Source organism: Vibrio sp. 1978 (assembly GCF_033344345.1).
In genome coordinates, this window is sequence record NZ_JAWPOP010000015.1 from 77,491 (window position 1) to 101,589 (window position 24,099).

Consider the following 24,099-nt stretch of genomic DNA (forward strand, 5'->3'; position numbering starts at 1 on the left):
CAATTAAGGATATCCAAATAATGTTTAAAAAATTGACTCTGGTGTCAGCAATAACGGCCGCACTTGCAGGCTGTGGCGCAGATGATCAGGCGTATGACTATGTCGAAAGAGATGCAAAAGAAGTCGCAGTAAAAGACCTTAAAGACGGTCGTTGGTTTTACGTTCCGACGACTGGTGCCGCGCCACGCTTTGCTCTGAACCAATTCCCATTCTTGCAAGGTTCACCTCGTTACGTTGAGCTTTGTTTTACCAAAGAAGGTCTGGAAGTTCGCAGTTACGATAAAAACTACCCAGACGCGCATCTAAGCAAAGATGCTAATAACTACTGCGGTGAAGAGAAATTTGTCGCAGACGACGACGGCGTTAACTTCGCGCAAGTGCTGACGATTCCGGGTGACTTTGCGGCGTATCGCTGTCAAGAAGACGCGCATGGTGATTGCACCAACAAAGAAGAAACCAACGAAGACGCAAGCCTAAACTACAAGAAGAAAACCCACTTCACTCCTCGTCCTGAAGATCTCGAAATTGCAGAATTCAATATGGAAGATCTGTATGGCATTACCGAAGGCATTGATGAAATTGGCGCACCACGATTGATCTCGTGGGACTTTGACCCTAAAAACGGTCTTCTCAATTTCGAACTAGAGCGCACGTTCCGTATCGATTTAGATAATATTTCTGACTACATCAACTTTGCAACGAAAGCGAGCTTGGATGAAGCGCTTGTGGATGGCGCGTTTAAATCTCGTTTCTACTACTCGTTAGTGCACGAAAGTGAAGTGGCAACCGAAGGTTACCAACCGATCTTGTACCCTGTGGGTGATGAGAACGACATTGGTTTCTTCACCACGTCGACGAAAAAGCTTAACCCAGTCACGAATAAATACGACCGTGATGTGGTTTACCTCAATCGTTTCAACCCAGATCAAGGCTCTATCAAATATTACTTGAGCGACAATTTCTTTGAAGAGAAGAACAAGTTGTTCTTGGATGCAACGCTGCAATCGATCGACAAGATGAACCAAGCGCTGAATGTATTTGGGGCGGATGCAGGCAAGCCTGAAATCGAGATTGTGAACAAAACCAAAGCGGCTGGTATTCACCCAGGTGATCTGCGTTACAACGTGATTAACCTGATTGACGAGCCTCTAGCGAACGGTCTGCTTGGCTATGGCCCGTCGGTTTCTAACCCGATGACGGGGGAAATCATCAAAGGCCACGTGAACCAATACGCAGGTGTTGCAAGAACGGGTGTGCCTTTCTATTGGGACAACTTGGCGCGTTTCTATAATCGTAATCAACTGGACTTAGATGGCTTAGATCCATTGCCAACCAGCAGCGAATCTGTGAAAACAGAAGTCGCGGATAGAATTGAAGCGCTTTCTACAATGGCGGCGATGGCGAGCCTGAAATCGGATGAAAACATTCATGCGCCGCTCGTTTCAAAAGAAGACATCGTTTCTGGAAAAGCAGCGACGAAGAGCCCAACTCAGCTAATGAAAAACTTCAATGATGACATGGAGTTTGAAAAGGTGGTTGAAGCTGAAGAGAACCGTTTGTCTTTCTGGGCAGAGAACAACGTCTATCCAATCGAAGCGTCGTGGGTTTCTTCAACCAACAAGGCCATGTTGGACAACTTGAAGTTGGATGACGAGCGTTACTTTGAGATCAAACTCGATGACGCAGGTAACGAAGTATCGCGTCAGCTTAAGCGTTGGAAATACCTACCAAAAGAGTTGCAAGTGAAAGCCGCAGATGCGATTACGGTTGCGACTTACAGCAATACGCTTGTTCACGAGCTTGGTCATAACATGGGTCTGCGCCATAACTTTAAAGGCTCAAATGACAAAGCGAACTACTACACGCTAGAGCAAGCGCATCAACTTGGTTTGAACAACATTCCTGCTTACAGTTCGACAATGGACTACGCACCAAGCATGTTGGATGAAACGCCAACTTGGGGTCTGTACGACATTGCGGCGTTTAAGTTTGGCTACGGTCGTAAAGTCGAGACGATTCAAGATTCTTCAGGTTCAGCTCCTGCGCCTGTTGCGAAACCGGCAGACAGTGCGAGCGATGAAGACAAAGCGGCATACGCTCGTTACCTCGCTGATCAGCAAGCCTACCAACAAAGCTTTGCATACAAGTTTGGCAACAATCCAGACAACACATCGCTGATGGTGTGTTCTGAAGTGAAGGCACTAACGGGGAGCGAGAAAGGCAAATCACTCTACAACTGTGACTTCAGCCGATTCGATACCGCCGCGTTGTCTGATGATCCTGAACTGAATGCGAAAACTCGTTATGGCGCACTTTACTACCTAGATAAAGTGAATGAAATTGAGCGTAAGTCTTACGATTTCTGTACCGATGGGAACGTTTCTCTAAACAGCGACTGTAACCGTTTTGACGAAGGTACAAACCTAGAAGAAATTGTTTCTTACGAGTGGCAGAACTATCTCGATAGCTATGATCGACGCAACTTGGAGTTATATGGGACGACGGGATTATTCTCGTCCGATTATCCTGGTTACTTAGTGCGCCGTTATATGGAAATGAGCGCTATCCGTGACAAGATGGAAGATCTTGAGCGCATCGATAACCTGTACACCAATCTTGGTTACACTTCGTCAACGGATAAGCCGGGTGATTTCTTATTGCGCATTGCTTCAAACCCTCAATACTGTAGCGAAGGCAAAGCCGATAACTCATGGTTCTGTGATTACGCGAATGGGGCGAAAAAATCCGCGGCGTTCTTCCTTGATATCTTGCGCACACCAGAGCATCAATGTGTGATAGAAAATGCGGCAGGCAACCAAAAAGTGATTTCTTTTGGTCAACTGTTAGACAACAACTCACACCAAATTCCGGCTGATTACGATCTTTCAACAGCCAGCTGTTTTGATGATTTGGCAGCACGCTTTATCGAAGATTCAGATGAGGGTTATATAGCTGTTGCGGAAACTGCGAATGGACGCTTCCTAAACTCAATTGGTAGCTTTGACCCTGATTATCCTTGGTCAAATGCGGTGTCTGTGTTGGGCAACTGGCCAGACAAAGCGTTGGCGAGCCACTTCTTAGCACGTCGATTCTCGAACCGTTTTACCGATGAGGTGAGCTTTGCATCGCTGCTTGATATCCCTGGGGTGCAAGCTGAATACGAAGACATCATGGGCAACATCGTGGCAAATGACGCGTTAAATACGCCAGTTAAATTGGTGGGTAAAGACGGTAAGGAATACACCAATCTAAAAGGTGTTACCGTGAACCTACACATCACTGAGCAAATGGAGTCCCTACCACCAATGCCTCGTGGTATTGCAAGATTCCTTGATATTGGTGCAGAAGGCCGCGGACGTGTTGGCGATGTCATCTTGAGAATGGGAGTGCGCCAAATGAAGTCTTACGACTACACAGTGAAGACTCGTGGTCAATCTCAGTTTGATACGTTTACGAAGCAGCAAGACCGCTACGGTATTATTGCGGGTGACAAGGTTGAGTTTGTTATCGACGGCGAGAAGTTTGTGGCAACAAAAGCAAACAAGCTGGCTTACGACTACGCAAATCAACTGGTGACGTCCAAAGGTTACGATCTAAAAACGTACCTAGATAGCTATGAGCCTGCAACACTAAACAAGGTCGCAGAGAGCATCGATAGCGCTTGGGGGCCATTCCGAACAGCGATTGTCCCAGCGTTCCACGATCCTGTATTGCTGCTGGATGCGCCAATGGTCAACGCAATGAAGCGAACCATTGATGCGGATATTGCGGCAGGTGTGCTGTCGTTCAGCCAGTCTTTCATCAACTTTACGACAGCGAATGTGACTTCGGGTGATTTGGTCATCGATGCAACTTCGGGCACATTGAGCTATAAAGGTGGTAAAGCGCACGATGAGCTGAAAGCGTTCGAAGCTTACACAGATGCGATGCTTTTGATTTACAACGATCACGCCGAAGACATGATGTTCGCGGTCGACAATGTGTACGCAGGGTACATGGCGTCTTCAGATGCTGACAAAGAACTTTGGCTGAAAGATCTCAATATGATTCAAGCGTATTTGCGTGGTGATATCGGCGCTGTGGCTGGTGATTACTACAAGATGCTTGATCGCCTACCAACTGCAGTGAGTTTCCAGTAAATAACTCTTAATTCACTCATACAAAGGCCTGCAGCAATGCAGGCCTTTTTCGTCATAGGACTGATAGAATTTAGGAGTGAAAGATGATCTGTCCGTCTTCTGTCATCACAAGTGTCGCTTTGCTTTGTTCGATAAGTTGGGCAGCATAAGAAGGGGTAACGGCCTGCATATCACCTTTAGATCGAAGAGTTAAAGACTCCCACGCTTGATCTCGATATTTCCCTGCTTGGGTGTATTGAATCAGTACTTTCATAGCTTCACGCTCCGGTGTGGTTGACGTGCTACTTAAGTTAACGATCTTAGGTTGGTTGCGCATCTGTTAAAAATGAAACATTAGTTTAACCAAATGTGCCTTTCCAAATATCGCGCATTGAGCAGAGCAATTTAGAATCCTTGTGATGGAAGGATGAAGAACACTCAATCTTTCGATTCATACTGCGCAATATAATGTTTGAGAGATTTGGTTTCCGCACTCTGAAACTCTTCATCGTGCATACGCAGTGCTTGGATACGGTCGAGGCGGAACTGGCGGTAGTCATCGCGCAATTCGCACCAGGCGACCAGCGTCCAGACTTTGCCCCAAAAGAACTGGCCTAACGGTTGGATTTTTCTCTCGGTCACCTGTCCGCTTTCATCTTGGTAATCCAAACTGACTTTAAACTGATGATCAATCGCGTGGCGCAGAAGCTGCCCTCGTTTGGCAGTCTCGGATTGGGTGTGATAATCGGGCACAATCAGCGGACAATCTTCCACTTGTTGTTTGAGCTTATCGGGCAATACCGAAAGTATTTTGGTGGACGCAGAGTGAGACGCTTCGGCGAGTTCGGCATCCGACCAAGCTCGAACCATCCGCATACCCAGTTCAAGCGCCATCATCTCTTTTTCTGAGAACATCAAAGGCGGGAGATGAGAGCCAGCTTGCAACAAGTAGCCGACACCTGCTTCACCTTGAATAGGAACACCAGAACTAAGCAACGACTGAATATCGCGATAAATCGTACGTTCGCTAACTTCCATTCTTTCTGCGAGCTCTTTCGCTGTCACGGCGTAACGCTTTGCGCGCAAAAGCGTCAGTAGCTCAAACAGTCGTTCTGATTTGCTCATGATGTTCCTTATCTAGACCTACTGGTTGTTAGTGGTAGTGCGGCTGATTACTTCTCTAGCTCACTGCACATTTTTAAGTTGTGATGTTTAAGCTCGAAGCTTTCGCAGTCAATCATTGATAACAGAGGCTGAAATTCAGCGGCTTGCTTAAGCTGTTTTCCCGCCTGTTTTGCATCGTCCATTGAACGCCAGTAAATGATGTCTGTCCACACATCGTCCGTCGCTTCGTGACTGAGTGAGCGATACAAAAAGCCTGGCAGATTCTTCACAAACGTTTGTGACTGTCTGGCAGCGGCGATCACGTCTTGCTCTGTTGTGCCTGCGGTTAGACGAAATTGCACAGTTTCGATAACGGTTTCCATATTGTGATTCCTTATTGGTTTTGGCGGATTGCCTGTTGAGTTCCAAATAAGGTTACGCGGATGGAATGTCAGAACATGTCAGTAGTGAAATCTCACTCACTTATCATCAATATGGTTATTTTTCTGGGCTGTTGTAACGATCCCAGTAAGGTAAATCTGTGCCGAGTTTTTCGCTGATAAAATCGATAAAGGCTCTTACTTTCAACGGCATGTGCTTGCGCTCAGGGAACACCGCATAAATGGCGTGTTCTGGTAGAGAATACTCTTCCATCACCGGTTTTAGATTTCCTGCGGCAAAGTCTCTTCCTGCAATAAACGTCGGCAGTTGCGCAATGCCCGAACCTCTTAACAGCAACTGGCGAATGGCTTCGCTGTTATTGACGATAAAGTTTCCTTTTGGAAGCACCTTGTATTCGCTGCCATTGTTGATGAACATCCATTCGACGCCGCCACGGAAATAGGAGTAGCGCAGGCAGTTGTGACCGACTAAATCACTTGGTTTTTGTGGTGTTCCAAACTCCGCTAAGTAATCTGGTGAGGCACAAAGCACACTTTTACAAGGGGCGAGACGTTTTGCGATTAGATTGGAAGAGGTGAGTTCACCAATACGGATCCCCAAATCAAAACCTTCTTTAACCAAATCGACCATTTTGTCTTCGAGGTTTAAATCCACTTCAATTTTCGGGTAACGAGCGAGAAACTCGCTGATCAAAGGCGCGATATGCAGCACACCGAAAGACATCGGCACGGTAATTTTGAGCCGACCTTGTGGAGATCCTTGCAGCTCCGATACCGCGTCCACGCCTTGCTGGGCCAGATTGAGCGCTTGAGAAGCGTACTCAAAATAGCGTTCTCCTGCTTCGGTCAGGCTCAGCTTACGCGTAGTTCGATTAAGGAGACGAATGCCCAAATCGTCTTCTAGTTGGTTGATGCGTTTGCTGATCGCCGATTTCGTCAGATTCAGCTGTTTGGCCGCAAGGGAAAAGCTGCCGCATTCGACAACAGCAACAAAAACGGGCAGGGAGGCAATCGCGTTCACATCAATCTCCTATTATCGTGAAGCATTTATTGTTGAGCACAAGGATACAATTAATTTCCAATTATAGAGATTATCTTCAAGAAGAAAACAATCTAGACTATGCACCAGTATTACGACCTTGATTTTGGGAAGAAGAAAATGAAGTACGATTGGATCCTGTTTGACGCTGACGAAACCTTATTCCACTTTGATGCTTTCAAAGGTTTGCAGCTTATGTTTTCTCGCAAAGGCGTAGATTTTACTGAACAAGATTTTGCTCATTACCAAACCGTAAACAAACCGCTTTGGGTGGATTACCAAGACGGCAAAGTAACGGCAGATGAGCTAAAACATAAGCGTTTTACCGAGTGGGCTGAGAAGTTGAATACCACAACAGCAGATCTCAACAGCGCATTTTTAGAAGCAATGGCCGATATTTGCAGCTTGTTGCCAGGTGCAAAAGAGCTGATGGAAGCGCTGCAAGGCAAAGCTAAAATGGGCATTATCACCAACGGTTTTACAGAGTTGCAAGCGATCCGCCTTGAGCGCACAGGGATGACTGAGTACTTCGATAAAGTGGTGATCTCTGAACAAGTGGGCGTAGCAAAACCGGACTTAGGTATTTTTGAATACGCGATGCAGCAAATGGGCAATCCCTGCAAAACGCGCGTACTGATGGTGGGTGACAACCTGCATTCCGATATTCTGGGTGGTAATAATTTTGGTATTGAAACTTGCTGGTTAAATACCACAGGCGCAAGCGTTGATGAGCGTATCGCACCAAATTACACCGTTGAGTCTTTGAGTGAACTAAAGAACATTTTGGTGGCGTAACCGAATCGGGTATTATTCCACAGTAACCCTCAGAAAAATCAAGGAATAACCATGTCAGACATCAAACAGCTAGACAGCAAAGTCGTTTACCAGAATAAGTGGATGACGGTGCGTGAGGACAAAATTTTACGTCCGAGCGGCGCAGAGGGCATCTATGGTGTGGTCGACAAACCTGATTGTGCTGCGATTCTGGCTATCGATAACGGGATGATTCACTTGGTTCAGCAGTACCGTTACACCGTAGGTCAACGTTGTTGGGAGATCCCACAAGGGGCGTGGGAATCAAACCCAAATGCGGATCATCTTGAGCTTGCCAAAGGCGAGCTGCGTGAAGAAACGGGCATGCAGGCGAGCGCCATGGCGTATGTCGGCGCGCAGTTTATCGCATACGGCTTTTTGAATCAGACATGTCACGTCTATTTCGCCACTGATTTAACGGACGTGGGCAATCAACTCGACAGTGAAGAAGAGGATTTGATCGCTCGTGCTTTTTCGGTTGAGGAGTTCGAACAGATGATGATCGACGGTACGATCAAAGATTGTGTCACCATCGCTGCTTATGGTTTGGCGAAGCTGAAGAAATTCATTTAGTTATTCATTACGATTTTTTAATGAAAACAGCGGCCTAGTGCCGCTGTTTTTAGTTTGGGTGAGCTCGTTGAGCCATCGCTTACTCGTCGATTTTCTTACCTAAGATTTCCACTTGCGCTTTTTTGGTCACCCCCGCGACTTGCAGCGCAGTGCTGCCAACCGATTCATAGTTCAACTCGATTTTGTCTAACTTCGCGTTATCTTTTGTTGGTAGGCTTAAGCTTCTTGATGACATGCCTTTAGTCAGAACCCCTAAACTGTCGAACGTCTTTTCCTGACCATCTTTCATGATTACTTTAACGCTTTTCAGATCGACCGTACCTTGCGTACATTTGATTTTTATGTGGCTGAAACGAGCGTTAGCAAATGGTGACAGTGGATTGACTGTGTCGGTTTCCGATTTAAAACTGACGGTCTTATCTGCAATCTTATCCCAATCGTTGTCTCCTGCAACCGATTGGAAAGAGGCTACAGCCGCTAAAAGACAGAGTGCGATGGTGTTGAACAGTTTCATAGCTTTTCCTTACCTTAGGTTTAGATATTCTGTTTAATCAGTTCGATGACGTGTGTGACTTCGTCTTGAGTTAAAGCCCCTTCTTTCACGAATAAAATTTCGCCTTGTTTATTTTGTACGATAATCGCAGAACTTTCTTGCTGTAGATCCCAAGTTGTTGCTAATACGCCATTTTTGTCTAACACCATGGAAGACCAAGAGAATGTCTTTTTGCTGTCCTCTGCCGACGATTTAACAAATGTACCGGTTCCCCATATGGCGTCTTCTTGGTTGATCACGGTTGTGGTCTGATACTGATCTTCAGGAAAGTGAGCGGCAGTGATTGCTGACATCAGCGGCGCGTTCATCTCTTTGGCTTTACTACGACCTGCAATGGCTTGTATCACACGGACTTTGCCTAACATCTGCTGAGTTGCCCAAGGTTGATAAGCCACATCGTCTCCTTGCAGCGTCATTTCGCCATAGGTATCAATGCTGACGGAAGGGGTGGTTTGACCGACAGAAAGGTTATGAGAGAAGGCGAATGTCGGGGCGAGTGCGAGTAAGAGTGACAGAACAGATGGAGTTTTCATTGGGGGTTCCTGTAACGAAGTGAGGTTAGATCGAATCAAAATAAGGGGCAAATACGATGCCCCTTATCGGATGTGGCGTTTAGTTAGAAAGTACAACGCGCGCATTTAGCGGTTGCAGCGGACGATTGTTTTGTCCCATGACTTCCATCAGTTTCGCGGCTTGATCTTTGGATAAGGTTTGAGTGTCTTTAAGCACAAACCAGCGCACACCTTCTGAACATGGCGGTGTGGTTAAAGAGCCGTTAAATCGATAGTAGTTTGCAGTTTTTGGCAGTAAGTCATTAATCTCAAAAGTATCTTTAAAGAACGTGGTTTGATTCTCTTGTGGGATTGCGTTGATCAGTTTAGACAGCGCTGCGTTTTGATCGCCAGCATCAAACATCACCGAAATTACCGCCAACTCGCCGTCTGCGTTGGCGTGTACAAAGTGCGCTTCAAGTGGATATTGGCGGCCTTTGATTTGGTTTTCTGAAGGTGTGTGGAAATGGAACTGTTGCAGCTCGAACGTCTCGCCATCGATGGTGAAGCTGTTACGTCCGTTCACTTGCGCTTGCAGCGTATGACCATTGTTGGTTAAACCAATGACCTGACCAGTGTACGAAAGGTTCAGTGCTTCCAGTTTTGCATCGGCTGGGTTGTCGATGTTGATTGGGCTTTGGTTTTTCGTGGTTGCGCAGTCTTTGGCGATTTCTCCCCAGTGTTCTGGCCCGTGTTTGTCATTGCCATAGCCCCATTCCGAAGCCTGAGCCGCGCTTAGAGTGAGAAGTGAGAGTGAAAAAGCAAGTAGTGTTTTGTTCATAATAATGTCTCTGTTCGGTCGCTTTGATAAGCGTTGTTACAAGGCAATGACCTAGAGGTTTGATCACTGCCTGACGAATTAGAAACGGTGGCTGAGTTGGGCACCAATTAGGAACGCATTTGAATGGGTAACGCCCGTCACCATCGGTGCAGGAACACCTTCATACGCGTACTCTTCTACGTTGACATCTTCACCAATCAAGTACGTCATGCCGATGTCAACCGTGGTATCTGATGACCATTGGTAAGAGGCCCCCGCAGATAACCAGTGACGGTTCGAATCTGGGATAGAAAGCGAAGTCAGCTCATCGACAGGTGTTTTGTCGAACATGTAACCCGTGCGTAGTGTCCAACGTTCATTGGCGTACCAAGTCGCACCGATGGAGTAGTGCGCGGAGTCTTGCCACTGAAAATCTTTTAGCAACTGATCATCAGCTTTCAAGCTGTCAAATGCTGACCAACCAATCCACTGCACAGAATAGTGCAGGGCAAATTTAGGTAAGACGCGGTGATAACCGGAAAACTCCGCAATATCCGGTAGCGGCATAGCAAGCGAGTCGTACGATTCGCCAGCAAAGTGGATGTCACCCTTGGCATCAATGTTAGGGCTGTGCTTGTAGCTTAAACCTAAGCGATGACGTTCGTTAAACTCGTACATCATGCCAATGTTCGCGCCAAGCCCAATGCCGCCAGCTTCCACATCAAGTGCGTTGCCTTTTACGGATCCACAGCGTTGTTCTAGTTCGTTTCCAAGTATGTTCCCACCAACGCAAACACCCACGTCCATATCGCGGTACAGCTCACCAGAGCCGTAAATCACATCAATACCACCACCGATACTAAAACGATCGTTCACCTTGTATGCCAAGCTTGCGCCAAGGTTGACACTCGCTACGCTGGTGACACCGCCAAAAACAGGTGCGCCATAGTTTGGTTTAAACTCCATGTCGGTTCCGAAGTTGGAATATGCCGATAAGCCTAGATACCAGTCGTCGTTGATAGGGTGAATAAAGTAAAAATTGGGTACAACGGCTGGTTGACCAACGCCATCGACGTCATCAATGTCGGTCACGGTTTGAGAGAAGGACGGGGTAATGTCAGCTTGAGGGGACGGAGGAAAACCACCCATACCAACATTGACATCCGCATTAATGTTAGCTCGATGATATTGCGCATTTTTAACGGTAACGTCAGGTTTGACGTAAGTGACACCGAACGATAAGGCATTTTGTTTAAACAGCGTCATCGCTGCGGCGTTACGGCTGACTACAGACGCATTATCACCAATGACGGCATCACCAGCAAAAGCACGACCAAGACCCGTCGCCGAATGTTCGTTAATTTGAAAACCACCGGCATACGCCGTCGAGTAGGCTAACCCGATTAATAAATAAATCGGTGAAAGAGTTAATTGTCGCTGCATGTTTTTCTCATGAATTAATTAGAATTTGTATTGCAACTAAAATCAGTAAAATAAACAAATCTGACCAGTGCATTTAGGAGTAAAATTAACAGTGTGCTGACAATAAGTAAATTTAACTTAATAAATATTTATTGTTGAATTTATTAATGCTTCATGGCGTGAATATAGTGGTTATTTTACGTGTAAATTAAATCCTGAACCTCTATTTTTATTTTTGCGGTATTACTTCTCTATTTTTATTGTGCTGACTGTTCCCTAACAAATAGAGGGAAATCCAGCGATAAAGTGTCCGTGATGGAAACTCTGAGTCATTTGTATTTCCATTGCATCCCAACGTTGGTAGTTCGAATCAGCAAGAGAACTATCGTTTTAAACCCACATGACACACTCCTCTCGGTCTTACCTGTGTTATGTGGGTATTTTTTATTTAACTTGCCACTTAACTCCTCTTGAAATTCAATAATTAAAAATGGCCATAATGAAATTTTAATGGATTGTATATTTAATAAGTTAAGATTTTTACTGGTTTGTTGGTATTTAAAAGTTTTGTTTATAATACTTATAACTTGAATTTCTATATTAAAAATGGTCTTTGCTATACGTATTGAATAATAAAGTTTTGAAGTGACTATAATATCTCTGATTTTTCACGTTAGTGAAGTTATTCATTCAGTTTCTTGACGTTAATTTACCTATCTTTACGTCTCGTACCCTGTACGGCTAAGACAAATAGCAGTATAAAATCAAAACGATTATTTACTTCACTCCTGCTATGAAACTCAATAAAAAATGGCTCGTTTTGTGTGGCTTACTTGCTATTGGTGCTGGTGGTTATCATTATCTGCAACGTCCAGAACCCATTTCTCCTTACGCGACAGAAGTCGTTCGTAAAGGCAATATCGAAAAGGCGGTATTAGCTAACGGCATGTTGCAAGCGTCCAAATTGGTGAATGTAGGTGCGCAAGTATCTGGGCAAATTCAACGCCTCGCTGTGAACTTAGGGGATGAGATAAAACAGGGGGACTTGATTGCACAGATTGACAGCCTGACTCAGCAAAACAGCCTCAAAGAAGCCCAAGCGTCTCTTAATAGTCTCAACGCTCAGTACCAGGCTAAGCAAGCGCAGATTAAACAAGCAAACTATGAATACGTGCGCCAAAAAGGCATGTTGGCAGCGAAAGCGAGCTCACGAGCTGATTACGAGAATGCCGAAGCGACGCTCGCCATCTACAAAGCCGAGTTAGCGCAACTGGATGCTGAAATCGAGAAAGCCAAAATCAACGTCGACAATGCGCAGTTAGATCTCGGTTACACCACCATCAACGCACCGATGGATGGCACGGTGGTCTACACCGCGGTGGAAGAAGGACAAACCGTAAACGCCAATCAAACCACGCCAACTATTATCGAGTTAGCCAAGTTAGATACTATGACGGTGAAAGCTGAAATTTCGGAAGCCGATGTGATTTTTGTTCACCCAGGCCAAACGGCGCTGTTCACCATTTTAGGCAAACCGAATCAGCAGTTTAAAGGTACATTGCGCGCGATTGAGCCGGGGCCAACCATCATGGATGGCGATGATAGCGATCTGAGCATTTCAGATAGCGACGCCATTTACTACAACGCTGTATTTGATGTGAAGAACCCGCAAGGTATTTTGCGCATCGGCATGACTGCGCAAGTTTCGATTGTCCTTGAGCAATCGGAAAATACCTTGATTGTCCCTTCACAAGTGCTGCAAAAATCTGGCGGCAAAGGCAACTATACCGTGCCAGTGCTTGAACAGGGCCAAGTGGTGCAAAAGCCCGTGACAGTGGGTATTAACAACAAAGTGAACGCAGAAATTCTCTCAGGTTTGAAGGAGGGCGACCAAGTTGTTCTTGGCAATGCTAAGGATGGAGAATCATCAAGCCGAGGTGATCGTCGTCGACCTCCAATGAGGTTCTAAGATGAGTGACGTGCTTTTAAAAGTTGAGGATTTAACTCGACGATTTGTCTCTGGCGACGAGTCGCTTACCGTGTTGAACCACATTAATTTAGAGATAAAACGCGGTGAAATGGTCGCGATCGTGGGGGCTTCGGGCTCAGGTAAATCGACGCTGATGAATGTGCTCGGCTGCTTGGATAAACCGTCCAGCGGTCGATACTTCATTAATGGGCAAGATGTCTCGACGTTGGAATCCGACCAACTGGCGGAACTGCGCCGCGAGTATTTTGGCTTTATATTTCAGCGTTACCATCTGCTGGGGGATTTAACCGCGGTGGCAAATGTGGAAGTACCAGCGGTTTACGCGGGAGTTCCTCATCGTCAAAGAACGGAGCGAGCGCAGTCACTATTGGCTCGCTTGGGGCTGGAAGATCGTTTGACTCACAAGCCCAGCCAACTGAGTGGTGGCCAGCAACAGCGCGTGAGTGTTGCTCGTGCACTGATGAACGGTGGTGAGGTGATTCTCGCCGATGAGCCCACTGGCGCATTAGACAGTCACAGTGGGCAAGAGATGATGGCACTGCTTAAAGAATTGCATCAACTTGGGCATACGATCATCTTAGTGACTCATGATATGAACGTGGCGAACTTTGCGGATCGCATCATTGAAATCAAAGATGGTGAAATCATTGCAGATACGCCAAATGCACAAGTTGTAATCAATGAGCAAGCAGCAAAGACACCGAGCGCGTCTTTTCATCGCCCAGCGCAAGCCGCCAGTAAGTGGTGGAAGTGGGACAGTTTTATTGACGCGCTCAAAATGGCGCTGCTGGCGATGTCTAGCCACAGAATGCGCACGTTTTTGACCATGCTCGGCATCATTATTGGTATAGCCTCGGTGGTTTCCGTGGTGGCACTAGGTAATGGTTCACAACAGCAAATTTTGTCGAATATTTCATCCATGGGAACAAACACCATTGATGTCAGGCCGGGCAAAGGGTTTGGTGACCGCCGCTCCGGACGAGTGAAAACGCTAACCGCCGGCGATGCCAAATCGTTGGAGAGTCTACCTTTTGTCGACAGTGTCACGCCGTCTTTATCCAACAGCTTAACCGTGCGTTACGCCAATCAGGATGCAACTGCGTCTGTGGAAGGGGTTGGGGAAGATTATTTCCGTGTGCGCGGTTATGAGATCGCCAAAGGTCAGTTTTGGGATGAAGAGAGCGTGAACTCACTCGCCCAAGAAGCAGTGATTGATGACAACACCAGAAAGGAAATGTTTGCGGATAGAAATCCGATTGGTGAAGTGATTTTTCTTGGTTCATTGCCAGTGCGTATTGTGGGTGTCACGCAGAAAAAAGAAGACGCGTTTGGCAACAGCGACGCGCTGAAAATTTGGGTGCCATACACCACCATGTCTGGGCGCATGATGGGACAACGTTACCTCAACGGCATTACTGTACGGATTGATGAGAACGCCCCAAGCGCAGCGGTAGAACAGAGCATCATCAACTTGTTAAAAATGCGCCACGGTACAGAAGATTTCTTCACGATTAACACTGACACCATTCGTCAGAGCATCGAGAAAACCACCGCAACCATGACGTTACTGATCTCAGCGATTGCGGTGATCTCCCTAATTGTCGGGGGAATTGGCGTAATGAACATCATGTTGGTGTCGGTGACAGAGCGCACGAAAGAGATCGGTGTGCGAATGGCTGTGGGTGCGCGGCAAGCGGATATTTTGCGTCAGTTTTTGATTGAAGCGGTACTAGTGTGTTTGTGTGGTGGCATTGCTGGTATTGGCTTGGCGTTTTTGATTGGTTTTGCATTCAGTACGTCTGGTAGCAGCTTCCAAATGATTTACTCGATGAACTCGATCATCTGGGCGTTTATTTGCTCAACGTTGATTGGCATCGCCTTCGGCTTTTTACCCGCTCGCAATGCCGCCAAACTCGATCCGATAGAAGCGCTAGCGAGAGACTAAAAATGAGTAACACAATGAAATTCAAAACTCGATTGGTCGCGGCTGCCTTAAGCGCAGTGTGGTTGTCAGGTTGTGGTTCGCTTATGCGTAGCGACTATCAAGCTCCTGAGGTGCAAGTGCCTGCAAATTGGCAACAGATGCATGTTGCGGGTGATGTCAGTATGGATCCTTGGTGGTTGGCGTTTAACGACCCAACGCTTAATCAATACATTACTCAGGTGTTGGCTCAAAACAACGATTTGACGCTGGCAACGCTAACGCTAAAGAAAGCGCGTTTACAGCTGGGTTTAGCGCAAGATGACCTTTTCCCTACGTTGAGTTCTTCCACATCAGGACAAGTTCAAAAATCTCTTGATAGCGGGGAATCGGCAGATAGCTACAGCACCAACTTGTCCGTCAATTACGAGTTGGATTTGTGGGGAAAAATCTCGGCAGACGTTGACCAAGCTAAGTGGACGGCGATGGCAAGTCAACAAGATCGCGAGGCGACCGCACAAAGTTTGGTAGCAACGACGGCATCGCTATATTGGCAAATCGGCTATCTGCAACAGCGCTTACACCTCAGCCAGCGTAATGTGGTAGACGCAGCTCAAACGCTACAATTGATTAAAAAACAGTACCAACTTGGCGCTGTGGATCAGTTAGATGTGCTTGAAGCCAAACGTACGTTGGCAAGCTTACAAGCGCAGCAAAGTGAGTTTGAACAGAGTTTACTTGAGGTAAACAACGCCTTTGCGATTTTGTTCAATCAACCGCCGAAGAGCATCAGTGCAAACATCCAAATGCTGCCTGAAGGCGATATGCCATCGTTGAGTGTTGGTGCTCCGTCTGATTTATTGATCCGCAGACCCGACATTAAAGCAGCGATTTATGACGTCAAAGCCGCGCTAGCTAATAAAGACGCAGCAGATTTGGACTACTTGCCTAAGCTGACGCTCACTGGGGCTTTGGGGGGATCGTCACAAGCGCTCAAAGACCTGCTTTCCAACCCGATCGGCAGTTTAGGTGCGGATATGACGCTACCGTTTTTGCAGTGGAATGAGATGAAAAACAGCCAAGCCATTGCCGATTTAGACTATCAATCGGCCATTGTGAGCTATCGCCAAGTGTTGTACGCCGCATTCCAAGATGTCGAAAATGCCTTGTCGGCACGAGAAAAATTGAAGTATCAAGCGGCGCGTTTACAAGAACAATATGATGCCGCAAGTGCCGCTGAGTCCATATATGCTGCGCGGTATCAGTATGGCTCGACATCGATCATGGACTATTTGAATGCCCAAGAAGACACCAGAAACGCACAAGCTTCTTTGTTGGAGAACCGCTACAACCAGTTTCTCACTCAGGTTACGCTTTACCAGTCTTTAGGAGGAACCGACGTTGCGCCGTTGTAATTAGGTGTCAGCTCACACTAGCGAAGCGCCATGCAACAAAGCCTTTTTGAAGGTATTACTGGTCCCATGAATGGGACCAGTAATAAAAGCTTAAGTTACTTGGCGAACTTCTTGAAAGGTGCATCAACCGGGGTGTCAGCTAGGTGATTGGTGTAGTTACTCATCACTTTTTGCGCTAGACCAAGAACAATTTCAAGCAGTTGCTGCTGTCCGTAACCTGCCGCAAAGAATTTCTCTATCTGAGACTCTTCCACTACACCACGTTGACGCACCATTTGAAGCGTTGTTTCTCGTAGTGTTTCAAGTTTTTCGTCTGCCAATGGTGTTTGGTTGACGAGAGCATCAACAATCTCCTGATCCACTTTCATTGACGCCGCGATCGCACTATGAGCAGGAACGCAGTAGTGACAACCATGTTCAACGTTGATGGTTTGCCATACGACGGTCAATTCTTCTGCGTTAAATGATGTTTGTTGAAAGAGCTCATGCACAACTTGATAACCCTCAAGCAAGGTTGGCGCTTCAGCCATAACAGCATGAAGATTTGGTAGCATGCCAAACGCTTTGACTGAATTTTCAATCAGGTGCTTTGATCCTTCGGGTGCGTTTTCTGCGGTATACAGTTTAAATTCTGCCATGTTTAAATCTCCTGTAATTGGATATGAGCGGATTAGGCAAGAACAGGATAGTTGATTTTGAGCGGTCGCTCAATATAAAATTGAGCATATGTTCAAAATTGATAATTGCTCATGGCGAATACAAAGAAATTCCAACGTGATGAAGTGGTGAAAGCCGCCTCGGATCTATTCTGGAAGAAAGGTTTTCATGCAACATCTACACGTGATTTACAAGATAGCGTTAATCTGCGTCCTGGAAGTATTTATGCGACGTTTGGGTCAAAAGAGGGGCTATATTGTGAAGCGCTAAAAATGTACGTTGCGAACTTACAAGCCCTGTTTGAGTTGCATTTAACTCAGAACACAACGGTTCTAGATGCAATAGAAGCTTTCGCGATTGATGTGGTTATCAATCAGCGAGACTCCAATCCCAGTGAAGTGTGCATGTTAGTCAAATCAGCAAGTGAATTTGCTGAGGATTTTAATGCTCTGCGCAATCAAACAAACAGCTTAGCAAACCAATTTGAATCTTTTCTTGCAAAGCTGTTTGAGCGAGCAATCGAGAATGGCGAAATTGAAGCTCAGGATACATTGCTTCTTGCTCAGTTGTTCCAGGTTCAGTTTACGGGTATACGAGCCTACTCATACCGCAGTGATGATGTAACCTTAAAGACGTTGATCTCTATTATGGTGGACAGTTTCCGCGGTAACGTACCAAAAACAGAAAGCTGAATGAGGCTGCTCAAAGTCAACGTCTCTAAATCAACGGCTTGAAGTAAGCGAGCTCAAATAAACCCGTATCGGGGTTCGATATCGATAAAAAATGACCACGAAGCATCGTGGTCATTTTTATGCAGATTAACTTGCAATGAACAACAACGGCTCATTAAAAGCGAAACTCTTCTAAGTTATTGCTGCTTTCTAACATTTTTTCAGCCACATAACGATGCGTTGCTGTGGTTGGGTGAGTCACATCCCAGAACACGAACTTATCTGCGCCAGATGCTGCACATTCAGAACGTAATGAGTGAGTGTACATGTAGTCAACAGAGGATGAACGGTTGATGTCTAAGCAAGGGTCGCTTGCATTTACGAAACCGTGTTCTTCTGGTGCCGAGGTTAACTTCTCAAACAGTGCGTGTGTATCAAACAATGCGATGTTGTAGCCTTGGGCTTTGTAGTACATCGCTTGTGCTTTGATGAACTCGTTCATCTTCAATACTTTCGCACGAATCGTTTCAATTTCTTCCTGTGTTGAGTATTTGAACTGTGGTGCTTTGGTTGCATCTGGCAGTGTCATCAACATGAAGTTCTTCGCGCCAGCGTCTGTTAAACGAATCAGAGCTTCAGCGTAATCCGCTTTTACTTCCGGCACGCTACGGTTGTAGTTCATGAAATCATTTAAACCAAACTCTAACGTAAACAATGTGTTAGCAGGGTTGTAGTTCTTCGCCAGCTTTGTGTAGGTTAAGTAAGAAGAAACTTGTTCGCCGACACCAGTTAGCGCGATGTATTGGTTTTCACCTGCTGCGCCACCAACTGCCCAGTTGTATAGCGGTAAGTTTTTGGCTTTAGCAACGTATTCCGTCCAAACAAAACCGTTTGAGAAGTGACCCAAGAACCAGCTATTCGGGTTAGGAAAGCGCCATTGGGACGCGTTAAAGATGTTGCCTGTATCAGACAAGCTATCGCCTAAAGCCACTACTTTGTTTATCTGATCTGGTTGCATTGCAGCATCATTGCTCCAGATCGTGTGGTTATAAGAATAACGATTGTCAGCAGCAAAAAATGTAATGTCTGCGTTCTCGTTCGCTAGATCTAGTGTTTCTTCACAACGCTGACGAATTACGTTTTGTGAGGTATTGGTGTAGAACATGTTTTTAAATGAAACAGAGCTCCACCAATAGCCATCGATAGTGAAGTCACTACCATCTTGGTTTTTTGCCCATTTCCAATCGGTAGCCGCATCGTCCTTAGAGTGGCTCGTACGATACCAGCATCGAACGTACGTATAAGTTTGATTTTCTTGCGCGCTAACCACTTCAGCCGCAGAAACCATTGCTGGTGATAAAGTTGGCTCCTCTGCAATGGCGGAGGCAAGCGGAAGTAATGCAGTTAATAGTGTGATTGTTTTTTTCATCATTCACTCTTCTTGTAATGGTTATTGTTCCGAATGCGTGAATACGCTCGGCTATAACAGTATTTAGATGAGAATTTTTCTCACTAAACCTTCTAATTCTGAGTAAATGCTCAAGACAGTCAACAACTAAATATTCAATATTTCAGTTTTGGCACCACGGTCAAAAAATCCATTCAGCATAGCAATCGATTAAATGGGTGATATTTAGAATAATTACTCACTAACATTAATTTAACATTCACTTTTTGTTAATTAAGTAATTGCTTTATAAGGTTTTGTCGGTGATTTTTAATGTTAACTTAAAGTGTTTATTGAATGATCTTTTGTACAAATTTGTATATTCATGAAACAAATTGTTTGGCATTTTTGCTCTGTAAACTATAGCTGAAGCTCTCATGCAAACATCATGATGATGACTTTTCATGAGAATATAGTGAATAAAAATTAGCTCAAATAAGGAATAGGGCAAATGCACTACACAACAAGTAAAAAACAAGGCTTATTTTCGTTGTCTGCCGTAGCAATAGCACTGACCACTTCGATGTCAGCGTTTGCGGCTCCACCAATGGGATTTGATGAATCTAAGTTACCGACGAAGTACATCGTCAAATTCAAAGAAGATGCAGTCAGCCGTTCTTCAATGGGTGGTAACTCATTCTGGGGGCCACGAATCGCGCAGGAGTCTGTTCTAGAACAGGTGAAGGCACGTAAGGTGGAAAAACTAGGCAATCGCGCCATTTACAGCGTTGAATTGGATGGCGATGACTTAGAGCCGCTTCGCAATCGTAGTGATGTGGAATACGTGGAAGTCGATCCACCTCGCTATTTGCTCAGCGAAACGACCCCATGGGGATATGAAGCGGTTAATGCTCAACTGCTAGCTGACTTCAATGCGGGTAATCGCACTGTATGTATTATCGATTCAGGGTACGACATTTCGCACAACGACCTAAGCGGTAACCGCGTTGCTGGTACTAACGATAGTGGTACGGGATCATGGAGTGATCCGGGTAACAACAATGCCCACGGTACTCACGTCGCGGGTACGATTGCTGCGATTGCCAACACCGAAGGTGTAAAGGGTGTGATGCCAAACCAGAATGTTAATTTGCACATCGTGAAAGTATTTAACGAATCGGGTTGGGGTTACTCATCTGGGCTTGTTAAAGCTATCCAGACCTGTGCCGATAATGGTGCTAACGTTGTGAACATGAGCCTTGGTGGTAGTCAATCAAGCCGAACTGAGCAAAATGCACTGCAAAATATTTACGATCAAGGCGTTCTATTGATCGCCGCTGCGGGTAATGATGGCAATACAGCGCACAGCTATCCAGCTTCTTATGACTCAGTGATGTCTGTTGCGGCTGTTGATAATCAAAATGATCATGCAGCGTTCTCACAATCTACTAATCAAGTTGAGATCTCAGGCCCGGGTGTGGCGATCTTATCAACGGTTACGGTAGGTGAAGGTAAACTTTCTGATATTACCTTGAATGGTGTCAGTCAGTTTGATCGTGGGATTGTTCCTCACAATCGTTTGATCAATAACGGTTCTTCGTATGTTCCGGATCCAATCGCGGGTTCAGTAACGGCAACGCTAGATAGCTGTGATGTCTCTGGCGGTAACTTTAACTGTGGTGATATGTCGGGCAAAATTTGTTTGACTGAGCGTATCGGCAACCAGTCTTCAGGAAACTACCCTGAAGTAGATGCGGTTCAGGCTTGTTACAATGCGGGTGCGCGAGCTGCAATCGTATACAGCAACTCTGAACTACCTGGTTTACAAAACCCTTTCTTGGTAGACACAAACAACGCTTATCGTATGGTTTCGGTAACGGTTGATCGTGCATTTGGTCAAGAGCTGTTGGGGTATGTTGGTCAGGAAATTACTGTTGCAACAACCTCTGGTGAAGATTACGAGTACTACAATGGTACATCAATGGCGACACCGCACGTAACGGGCGTAGCTGGCTTGGTGTGGAGTTACCACCCAACCTGTACCGCAGCGCAAGTACGTAATGCCCTAGTGAAAACTGCAACAGATATTGATGTTGCTGGTCGAGACAACCGTACTGGCCACGGCCTAGTTAATGCTGAAGCGGCGAAGCTGTTCTTGGACGCTGGCTGTAATGGACCTGATGGTGGTAGCTCTTCGGACTCTAGCTTCTCAAATACCAGCCCTGTTGCGATTCCAGATAATAAATCTTCTGGCGCAATCAGTGCAGTAGAAGTCGATCGCTCTGGTGATTCAGGCACAGTAAGTATTGACGTTGATATTAGCCACACTTACATCGGTGATCTACGAGTGACTTTAACGTCACCGACTGGTGGAGAAGTTGTACTTCACAATAATACTGGCGGCAGCGCTAACGATATAAAAAACACGTTCCAAGCGGATTTTTCTGGTTTTGAATCGCAAGGTACATGGGAACTAAAAGCGGTGGACAGTGCCAGAAGAGACACAGGCACCATCAACAGTTGGACTCTGACCTTTCAATAAGGAGTGGCTATGAAGAAGTTGACCTTACTTTCTTTGTCTGCGGTAGGCGCTACCGCACTATTGGCAATCGGACTGAGCTCAAGCAGCTTGGCAAACAATCAAGGATTTCCTCTCGTGGATGAACGCCAAGATCAAGCCGAGCAGCAACCTGCACGTTACTTTGTTAAGTATCATGAAGGAAAAGAGAGCGAAGTGAGAGCGCTTCTTCGTCAGCACAACATTGAAGTGGTCGATGCTCTGGTGAAACAACATGTGTTGATTGTGGTGGGTGAACAGGCGGAAGTCGATAAGCTCGCGGATCACGATGCGGTCGAATACACTGAGCAAGAGCCGACAAGAAAGCTGCTATCTAACGGAAATACGCTTCAATAAGCCAAACCTCCTTAAGATAGTGCCAAAAAGAAAACGCCCCTCACGTTAGGGGCGTTTGTTTTCTTTCTACGATTGTTTTCTATGATTATTTTTTATGACTGGTTTCTTCTAAAGCCAGTCGTTTGCTATGACGAGATATTCTTGAAGATTGATGCCGATGAGCCTATTCGCGCATCAATCAAGTCAGTTATCAGCTAGTTATATTCAGACTAACTACTTAGCGAACAATCAGACCCAGTAGGATACCAACAGCGCCGAAGTCTGCGTCACTAAAGGTCGTGTTAGCAAAGCCTAGGTCACCCAGTACTGGCATTAGGAATACTGGTAGGAAGGTAATCAGTAGACCTTGTGCAAAAGCACCCAAGATTGCACCGCGACGACCACCTGTAGCGTTACCAAATACACCTGCCGCTGCACCTACAAAGAAGTGTGGAACGACACCAGGGATAATCACAGTAAGCCCCATCACGTAAAGTAGGAACATACCCAAAAGACCCGCCGCAAAGCTCGATAGGAAGCCAACCAATACTGCGTTTGGTGCGTATGGGAATACAACCGGACAATCAAGCGCAGGTTTCGCGTTTGGTACTAGTTTGTCTGAGATGCCTTTAAACGCCGGAACGATTTCTGCGATAACCATACGTACACCTTGAAGGATAACGTACACACCACCGGCGAATGTGATGGATTGCATCAGCGCGAACATGAACCAGTGCTTACCACCGCTAACTTCGCGTACAAAGTCACCGCCAGCAAAGATACACGTCACCATAAAGATGATGCCCATGGTGAACGAGATTGCTACAGGCGTATCACGTAGGAACAACAAGCTCTTAGGTACGTTCATCTCTTCAGTAGAGTGTTCTTTGTTACCGAACTTGCTGCCAATAAAGCCCGCTAGTACGTAAGAAAGGGTAGAGAAGTGACCAATCGCAACGTCGTCAGAACCTGTTACTTGCTTCATGTACTTGTGAGCAATCGCAGGGAAGAACACCATCACAGAGCCCACAACCAGAGAGCCAAGTGCGATCAGTGGAACACCTTTCATGCCGCTAGAAGCAAGGATCGCCGCTACCATCATCGACATAAATAACGTGTGGTGACCCGTTAGGAAGATGAATTTCCATGGCGTGAAGCGAGCGATCAAGATGTTCACTAACATACCGAAGAACATGATCATCGCCATCTCTTTACCAAACGCTTCTTGTGCGATAGAGACGATAGCTTCGTTGTTTGGAACCACGCCTGTGATGCCGAACGCGTGTTGGAAAATCGTCGCAAAGTCACCCAGAGAAGTCACAACCAGACCCGCACCCGCGCCAAGCACGATGAAACCAAGAATGGTTTTTACCGTGCCTTTAATGCACTCGGTGACCGGTTTTTTCTGGGCAATTAAGCCGATTAGGGCGATGAGACCTACCAGAACCGCCGGCTCTGATAGGACATCGTTCATTAAGAAACTGAAAAATTCCATAACGTCACCTTATAGAGCGCCAAGCTCTTGAAGTGCCACAGATAGACGCTCTTTCATTGCCACTTTGTCGACCATGTTATCAAGCGCAACGATGCGAGGTTCAACGCCAAGTGCGTTCAACTGTTCAACGATGTCGTTAGTACCGATGAAGATGTCACAACCCGTACCTTTTGCAGAGCCTAGATCGATATGATCCACTTCTGCGTTTACATTCAATTCTTTCACGATGCCTTTGATGCTCATTTCCATCATTAGGCTAGTACCAAGACCGTGACCGCAAACAACCATAATTTTCATAATTCAGACCTTTTCTTTTTATAGGGGTGTATGCCCATT

At 46.0% G+C, this 24,099-nt stretch carries 21 protein-coding genes; 9 read left to right on the forward strand and 12 right to left on the reverse strand.

Going from position 1 to position 24,099, the window contains the following annotated elements; genetic code table 11:
• Positions 1-20: 20 nt before the first annotated feature.
• Positions 21-4,139 carry a M66 family metalloprotease gene (locus tag R8N49_RS15560; protein ID WP_054574510.1) on the forward strand — a complete coding sequence of 1,373 codons (4,119 nt, stop codon included), beginning with the start codon at positions 21-23 and terminating at the stop codon, positions 4,137-4,139.
• A 70-nt stretch (positions 4,140-4,209) separates the two neighbouring features.
• Here R8N49_RS15560 and R8N49_RS15565 read toward each other — a convergent pair whose 3' ends face one another.
• From R8N49_RS15565 to R8N49_RS15580, 4 genes are all read right to left on the reverse strand, one after another.
• Positions 4,210-4,392, reverse strand: a complete 183-nt coding sequence (locus R8N49_RS15565) for a hypothetical protein (protein ID WP_005393690.1) — start codon at positions 4,390-4,392, stop codon at positions 4,210-4,212.
• A 164-nt stretch (positions 4,393-4,556) separates the two neighbouring features.
• A complete protein-coding gene (locus tag R8N49_RS15570) occupies positions 4,557-5,243 on the reverse strand; it encodes a helix-turn-helix transcriptional regulator (protein ID WP_005497912.1) in 687 nt (228 codons plus the stop codon).
• Positions 5,244-5,290: 47 nt separating this feature from the next.
• Complete coding sequence (locus R8N49_RS15575; protein WP_258489554.1) at positions 5,291-5,605, reverse strand: hypothetical protein; 315 nt, start codon at positions 5,603-5,605, stop codon at positions 5,291-5,293.
• Positions 5,606-5,720: 115 nt separating this feature from the next.
• Complete coding sequence (locus R8N49_RS15580; RefSeq protein ID WP_258489553.1) at positions 5,721-6,644, reverse strand: LysR family transcriptional regulator; 924 nt, start codon at positions 6,642-6,644, stop codon at positions 5,721-5,723.
• Between the two features lie 138 nt (positions 6,645-6,782).
• Here R8N49_RS15580 and yjjG point away from each other — a divergent pair, with 138 nt between their 5' ends.
• A complete protein-coding gene (gene yjjG, locus R8N49_RS15585; protein WP_005374109.1) occupies positions 6,783-7,457 on the forward strand; it encodes a pyrimidine 5'-nucleotidase in 675 nt (224 codons plus the stop codon).
• Positions 7,458-7,508: 51 nt separating this feature from the next.
• Entirely contained in the window at positions 7,509-8,048 is a 540-nt protein-coding gene (locus R8N49_RS15590; RefSeq protein ID WP_172563700.1) for an NUDIX domain-containing protein, read from the forward strand.
• Positions 8,049-8,127: 79 nt separating this feature from the next.
• On the opposite strand, the gene R8N49_RS15595 is transcribed toward R8N49_RS15590, so the two are convergent.
• The 4 genes from R8N49_RS15595 to R8N49_RS15610 all read right to left on the reverse strand — a co-directional run bounded on the left by R8N49_RS15595 (position 8,128) and on the right by R8N49_RS15610 (position 11,355).
• Positions 8,128-8,562 (reverse strand): hypothetical protein, encoded by a 435-nt coding sequence (locus R8N49_RS15595; protein ID WP_005480927.1) that lies wholly within the window; start codon positions 8,560-8,562, stop codon positions 8,128-8,130.
• 20 nt (positions 8,563-8,582) lie between these two features.
• Positions 8,583-9,134, reverse strand: a complete 552-nt coding sequence (locus tag R8N49_RS15600) for a YtfJ family protein (RefSeq protein WP_005480925.1) — start codon at positions 9,132-9,134, stop codon at positions 8,583-8,585.
• Between the two features lie 79 nt (positions 9,135-9,213).
• A complete protein-coding gene (locus R8N49_RS15605) occupies positions 9,214-9,933 on the reverse strand; it encodes a carbonic anhydrase (RefSeq protein ID WP_020841751.1) in 720 nt (239 codons plus the stop codon).
• A 78-nt stretch (positions 9,934-10,011) separates the two neighbouring features.
• Positions 10,012-11,355, reverse strand: coding sequence for an OmpP1/FadL family transporter (locus tag R8N49_RS15610; RefSeq protein WP_206949456.1), 1,344 nt, complete (start codon positions 11,353-11,355; stop codon positions 10,012-10,014).
• Between the two features lie 772 nt (positions 11,356-12,127).
• Here R8N49_RS15610 and R8N49_RS15615 point away from each other — a divergent pair.
• Genes R8N49_RS15615 through R8N49_RS15625 form a run of 3 tightly spaced genes read left to right on the forward strand, consistent with a single transcriptional unit; the run spans position 12,128 to position 16,660 of the window.
• Positions 12,128-13,303, forward strand: a complete 1,176-nt coding sequence (locus tag R8N49_RS15615) for an efflux RND transporter periplasmic adaptor subunit (RefSeq protein WP_258489552.1) — start codon at positions 12,128-12,130, stop codon at positions 13,301-13,303.
• Position 13,304: 1 nt separating this feature from the next.
• Entirely contained in the window at positions 13,305-15,269 is a 1,965-nt protein-coding gene (locus R8N49_RS15620) for a MacB family efflux pump subunit (RefSeq protein ID WP_206949455.1), read from the forward strand.
• A 14-nt stretch (positions 15,270-15,283) separates the two neighbouring features.
• The gene (locus tag R8N49_RS15625; RefSeq protein WP_206949454.1) at positions 15,284-16,660 is read left to right on the forward strand and encodes an efflux transporter outer membrane subunit; all 1,377 of its coding nucleotides are present in this window, start codon (positions 15,284-15,286) and stop codon (positions 16,658-16,660) included.
• Positions 16,661-16,755: 95 nt separating this feature from the next.
• On the opposite strand, the gene R8N49_RS15630 is transcribed toward R8N49_RS15625, so the two are convergent.
• The gene (locus R8N49_RS15630) at positions 16,756-17,298 is read right to left on the reverse strand and encodes a carboxymuconolactone decarboxylase family protein (protein ID WP_005374097.1); all 543 of its coding nucleotides are present in this window, start codon (positions 17,296-17,298) and stop codon (positions 16,756-16,758) included.
• Between the two features lie 111 nt (positions 17,299-17,409).
• Between R8N49_RS15630 and R8N49_RS15635 the strand changes: the two genes are divergently transcribed.
• Positions 17,410-18,009, forward strand: coding sequence for a TetR/AcrR family transcriptional regulator (locus R8N49_RS15635; RefSeq protein ID WP_033906273.1), 600 nt, complete (start codon positions 17,410-17,412; stop codon positions 18,007-18,009).
• A 154-nt stretch (positions 18,010-18,163) separates the two neighbouring features.
• Here the strand turns inward: R8N49_RS15635 and R8N49_RS15640 are convergent, their stop codons facing one another.
• Entirely contained in the window at positions 18,164-19,420 is a 1,257-nt protein-coding gene (locus R8N49_RS15640) for a type 2 secretion system lipase (protein WP_017819748.1), read from the reverse strand.
• Positions 19,421-19,886: 466 nt separating this feature from the next.
• Here R8N49_RS15640 and R8N49_RS15645 point away from each other — a divergent pair, with 466 nt between their 5' ends.
• Together R8N49_RS15645 and R8N49_RS15650 are read left to right on the forward strand one after the other, a co-directional pair.
• Positions 19,887-21,917 carry a S8 family serine peptidase gene (locus R8N49_RS15645; RefSeq protein ID WP_025768035.1) on the forward strand — a complete coding sequence of 677 codons (2,031 nt, stop codon included), beginning with the start codon at positions 19,887-19,889 and terminating at the stop codon, positions 21,915-21,917.
• 9 nt (positions 21,918-21,926) lie between these two features.
• Complete coding sequence (locus R8N49_RS15650; RefSeq protein ID WP_005384348.1) at positions 21,927-22,289, forward strand: hypothetical protein; 363 nt, start codon at positions 21,927-21,929, stop codon at positions 22,287-22,289.
• Positions 22,290-22,506: 217 nt separating this feature from the next.
• Here the strand turns inward: R8N49_RS15650 and R8N49_RS15655 are convergent, their stop codons facing one another.
• Together R8N49_RS15655 and R8N49_RS15660 are read right to left on the reverse strand one after the other, a co-directional pair.
• Positions 22,507-23,763, reverse strand: coding sequence for a PTS ascorbate transporter subunit IIC (locus tag R8N49_RS15655; RefSeq protein WP_005384349.1), 1,257 nt, complete (start codon positions 23,761-23,763; stop codon positions 22,507-22,509).
• Positions 23,764-23,772: 9 nt separating this feature from the next.
• Positions 23,773-24,060, reverse strand: a complete 288-nt coding sequence (locus R8N49_RS15660; protein WP_258489549.1) for a PTS sugar transporter subunit IIB — start codon at positions 24,058-24,060, stop codon at positions 23,773-23,775.
• Positions 24,061-24,099: the final 39 nt, after the last annotated feature.

Bases quoted from the DNA above. Each gene is read 5' to 3' on its own strand.
- R8N49_RS15560 (WP_054574510.1), top strand. From the start codon at position 21: ATGTTTAAAAAATTGACTCTGGTGTCAGCAATAACGGCCGCACTTGCA.
- R8N49_RS15565 (WP_005393690.1), bottom strand. From the start codon at position 4,392: ATGAAAGTACTGATTCAATACACCCAAGCAGGGAAATATCGAGATCAA.
- R8N49_RS15570 (WP_005497912.1), bottom strand. From the start codon at position 5,243: ATGAGCAAATCAGAACGACTGTTTGAGCTACTGACGCTTTTGCGCGCA.
- R8N49_RS15575 (WP_258489554.1), bottom strand. From the start codon at position 5,605: ATGGAAACCGTTATCGAAACTGTGCAATTTCGTCTAACCGCAGGCACA.
- yjjG (WP_005374109.1), top strand. From the start codon at position 6,783: ATGAAGTACGATTGGATCCTGTTTGACGCTGACGAAACCTTATTCCAC.
- R8N49_RS15590 (WP_172563700.1), top strand. From the start codon at position 7,509: ATGTCAGACATCAAACAGCTAGACAGCAAAGTCGTTTACCAGAATAAG.
- R8N49_RS15595 (WP_005480927.1), bottom strand. From the start codon at position 8,562: ATGAAACTGTTCAACACCATCGCACTCTGTCTTTTAGCGGCTGTAGCC.
- R8N49_RS15600 (WP_005480925.1), bottom strand. From the start codon at position 9,134: ATGAAAACTCCATCTGTTCTGTCACTCTTACTCGCACTCGCCCCGACA.
- R8N49_RS15605 (WP_020841751.1), bottom strand. From the start codon at position 9,933: ATGAACAAAACACTACTTGCTTTTTCACTCTCACTTCTCACTCTAAGC.
- R8N49_RS15610 (WP_206949456.1), bottom strand. From the start codon at position 11,355: ATGCAGCGACAATTAACTCTTTCACCGATTTATTTATTAATCGGGTTA.
- R8N49_RS15615 (WP_258489552.1), top strand. From the start codon at position 12,128: ATGAAACTCAATAAAAAATGGCTCGTTTTGTGTGGCTTACTTGCTATT.
- R8N49_RS15620 (WP_206949455.1), top strand. From the start codon at position 13,305: ATGAGTGACGTGCTTTTAAAAGTTGAGGATTTAACTCGACGATTTGTC.
- R8N49_RS15625 (WP_206949454.1), top strand. From the start codon at position 15,284: ATGAAATTCAAAACTCGATTGGTCGCGGCTGCCTTAAGCGCAGTGTGG.
- R8N49_RS15630 (WP_005374097.1), bottom strand. From the start codon at position 17,298: ATGGCAGAATTTAAACTGTATACCGCAGAAAACGCACCCGAAGGATCA.
- R8N49_RS15635 (WP_033906273.1), top strand. From the start codon at position 17,410: ATGGCGAATACAAAGAAATTCCAACGTGATGAAGTGGTGAAAGCCGCC.
- R8N49_RS15640 (WP_017819748.1), bottom strand. From the start codon at position 19,420: ATGATGAAAAAAACAATCACACTATTAACTGCATTACTTCCGCTTGCC.
- R8N49_RS15645 (WP_025768035.1), top strand. From the start codon at position 19,887: ATGCACTACACAACAAGTAAAAAACAAGGCTTATTTTCGTTGTCTGCC.
- R8N49_RS15650 (WP_005384348.1), top strand. From the start codon at position 21,927: ATGAAGAAGTTGACCTTACTTTCTTTGTCTGCGGTAGGCGCTACCGCA.
- R8N49_RS15655 (WP_005384349.1), bottom strand. From the start codon at position 23,763: ATGGAATTTTTCAGTTTCTTAATGAACGATGTCCTATCAGAGCCGGCG.
- R8N49_RS15660 (WP_258489549.1), bottom strand. From the start codon at position 24,060: ATGAAAATTATGGTTGTTTGCGGTCACGGTCTTGGTACTAGCCTAATG.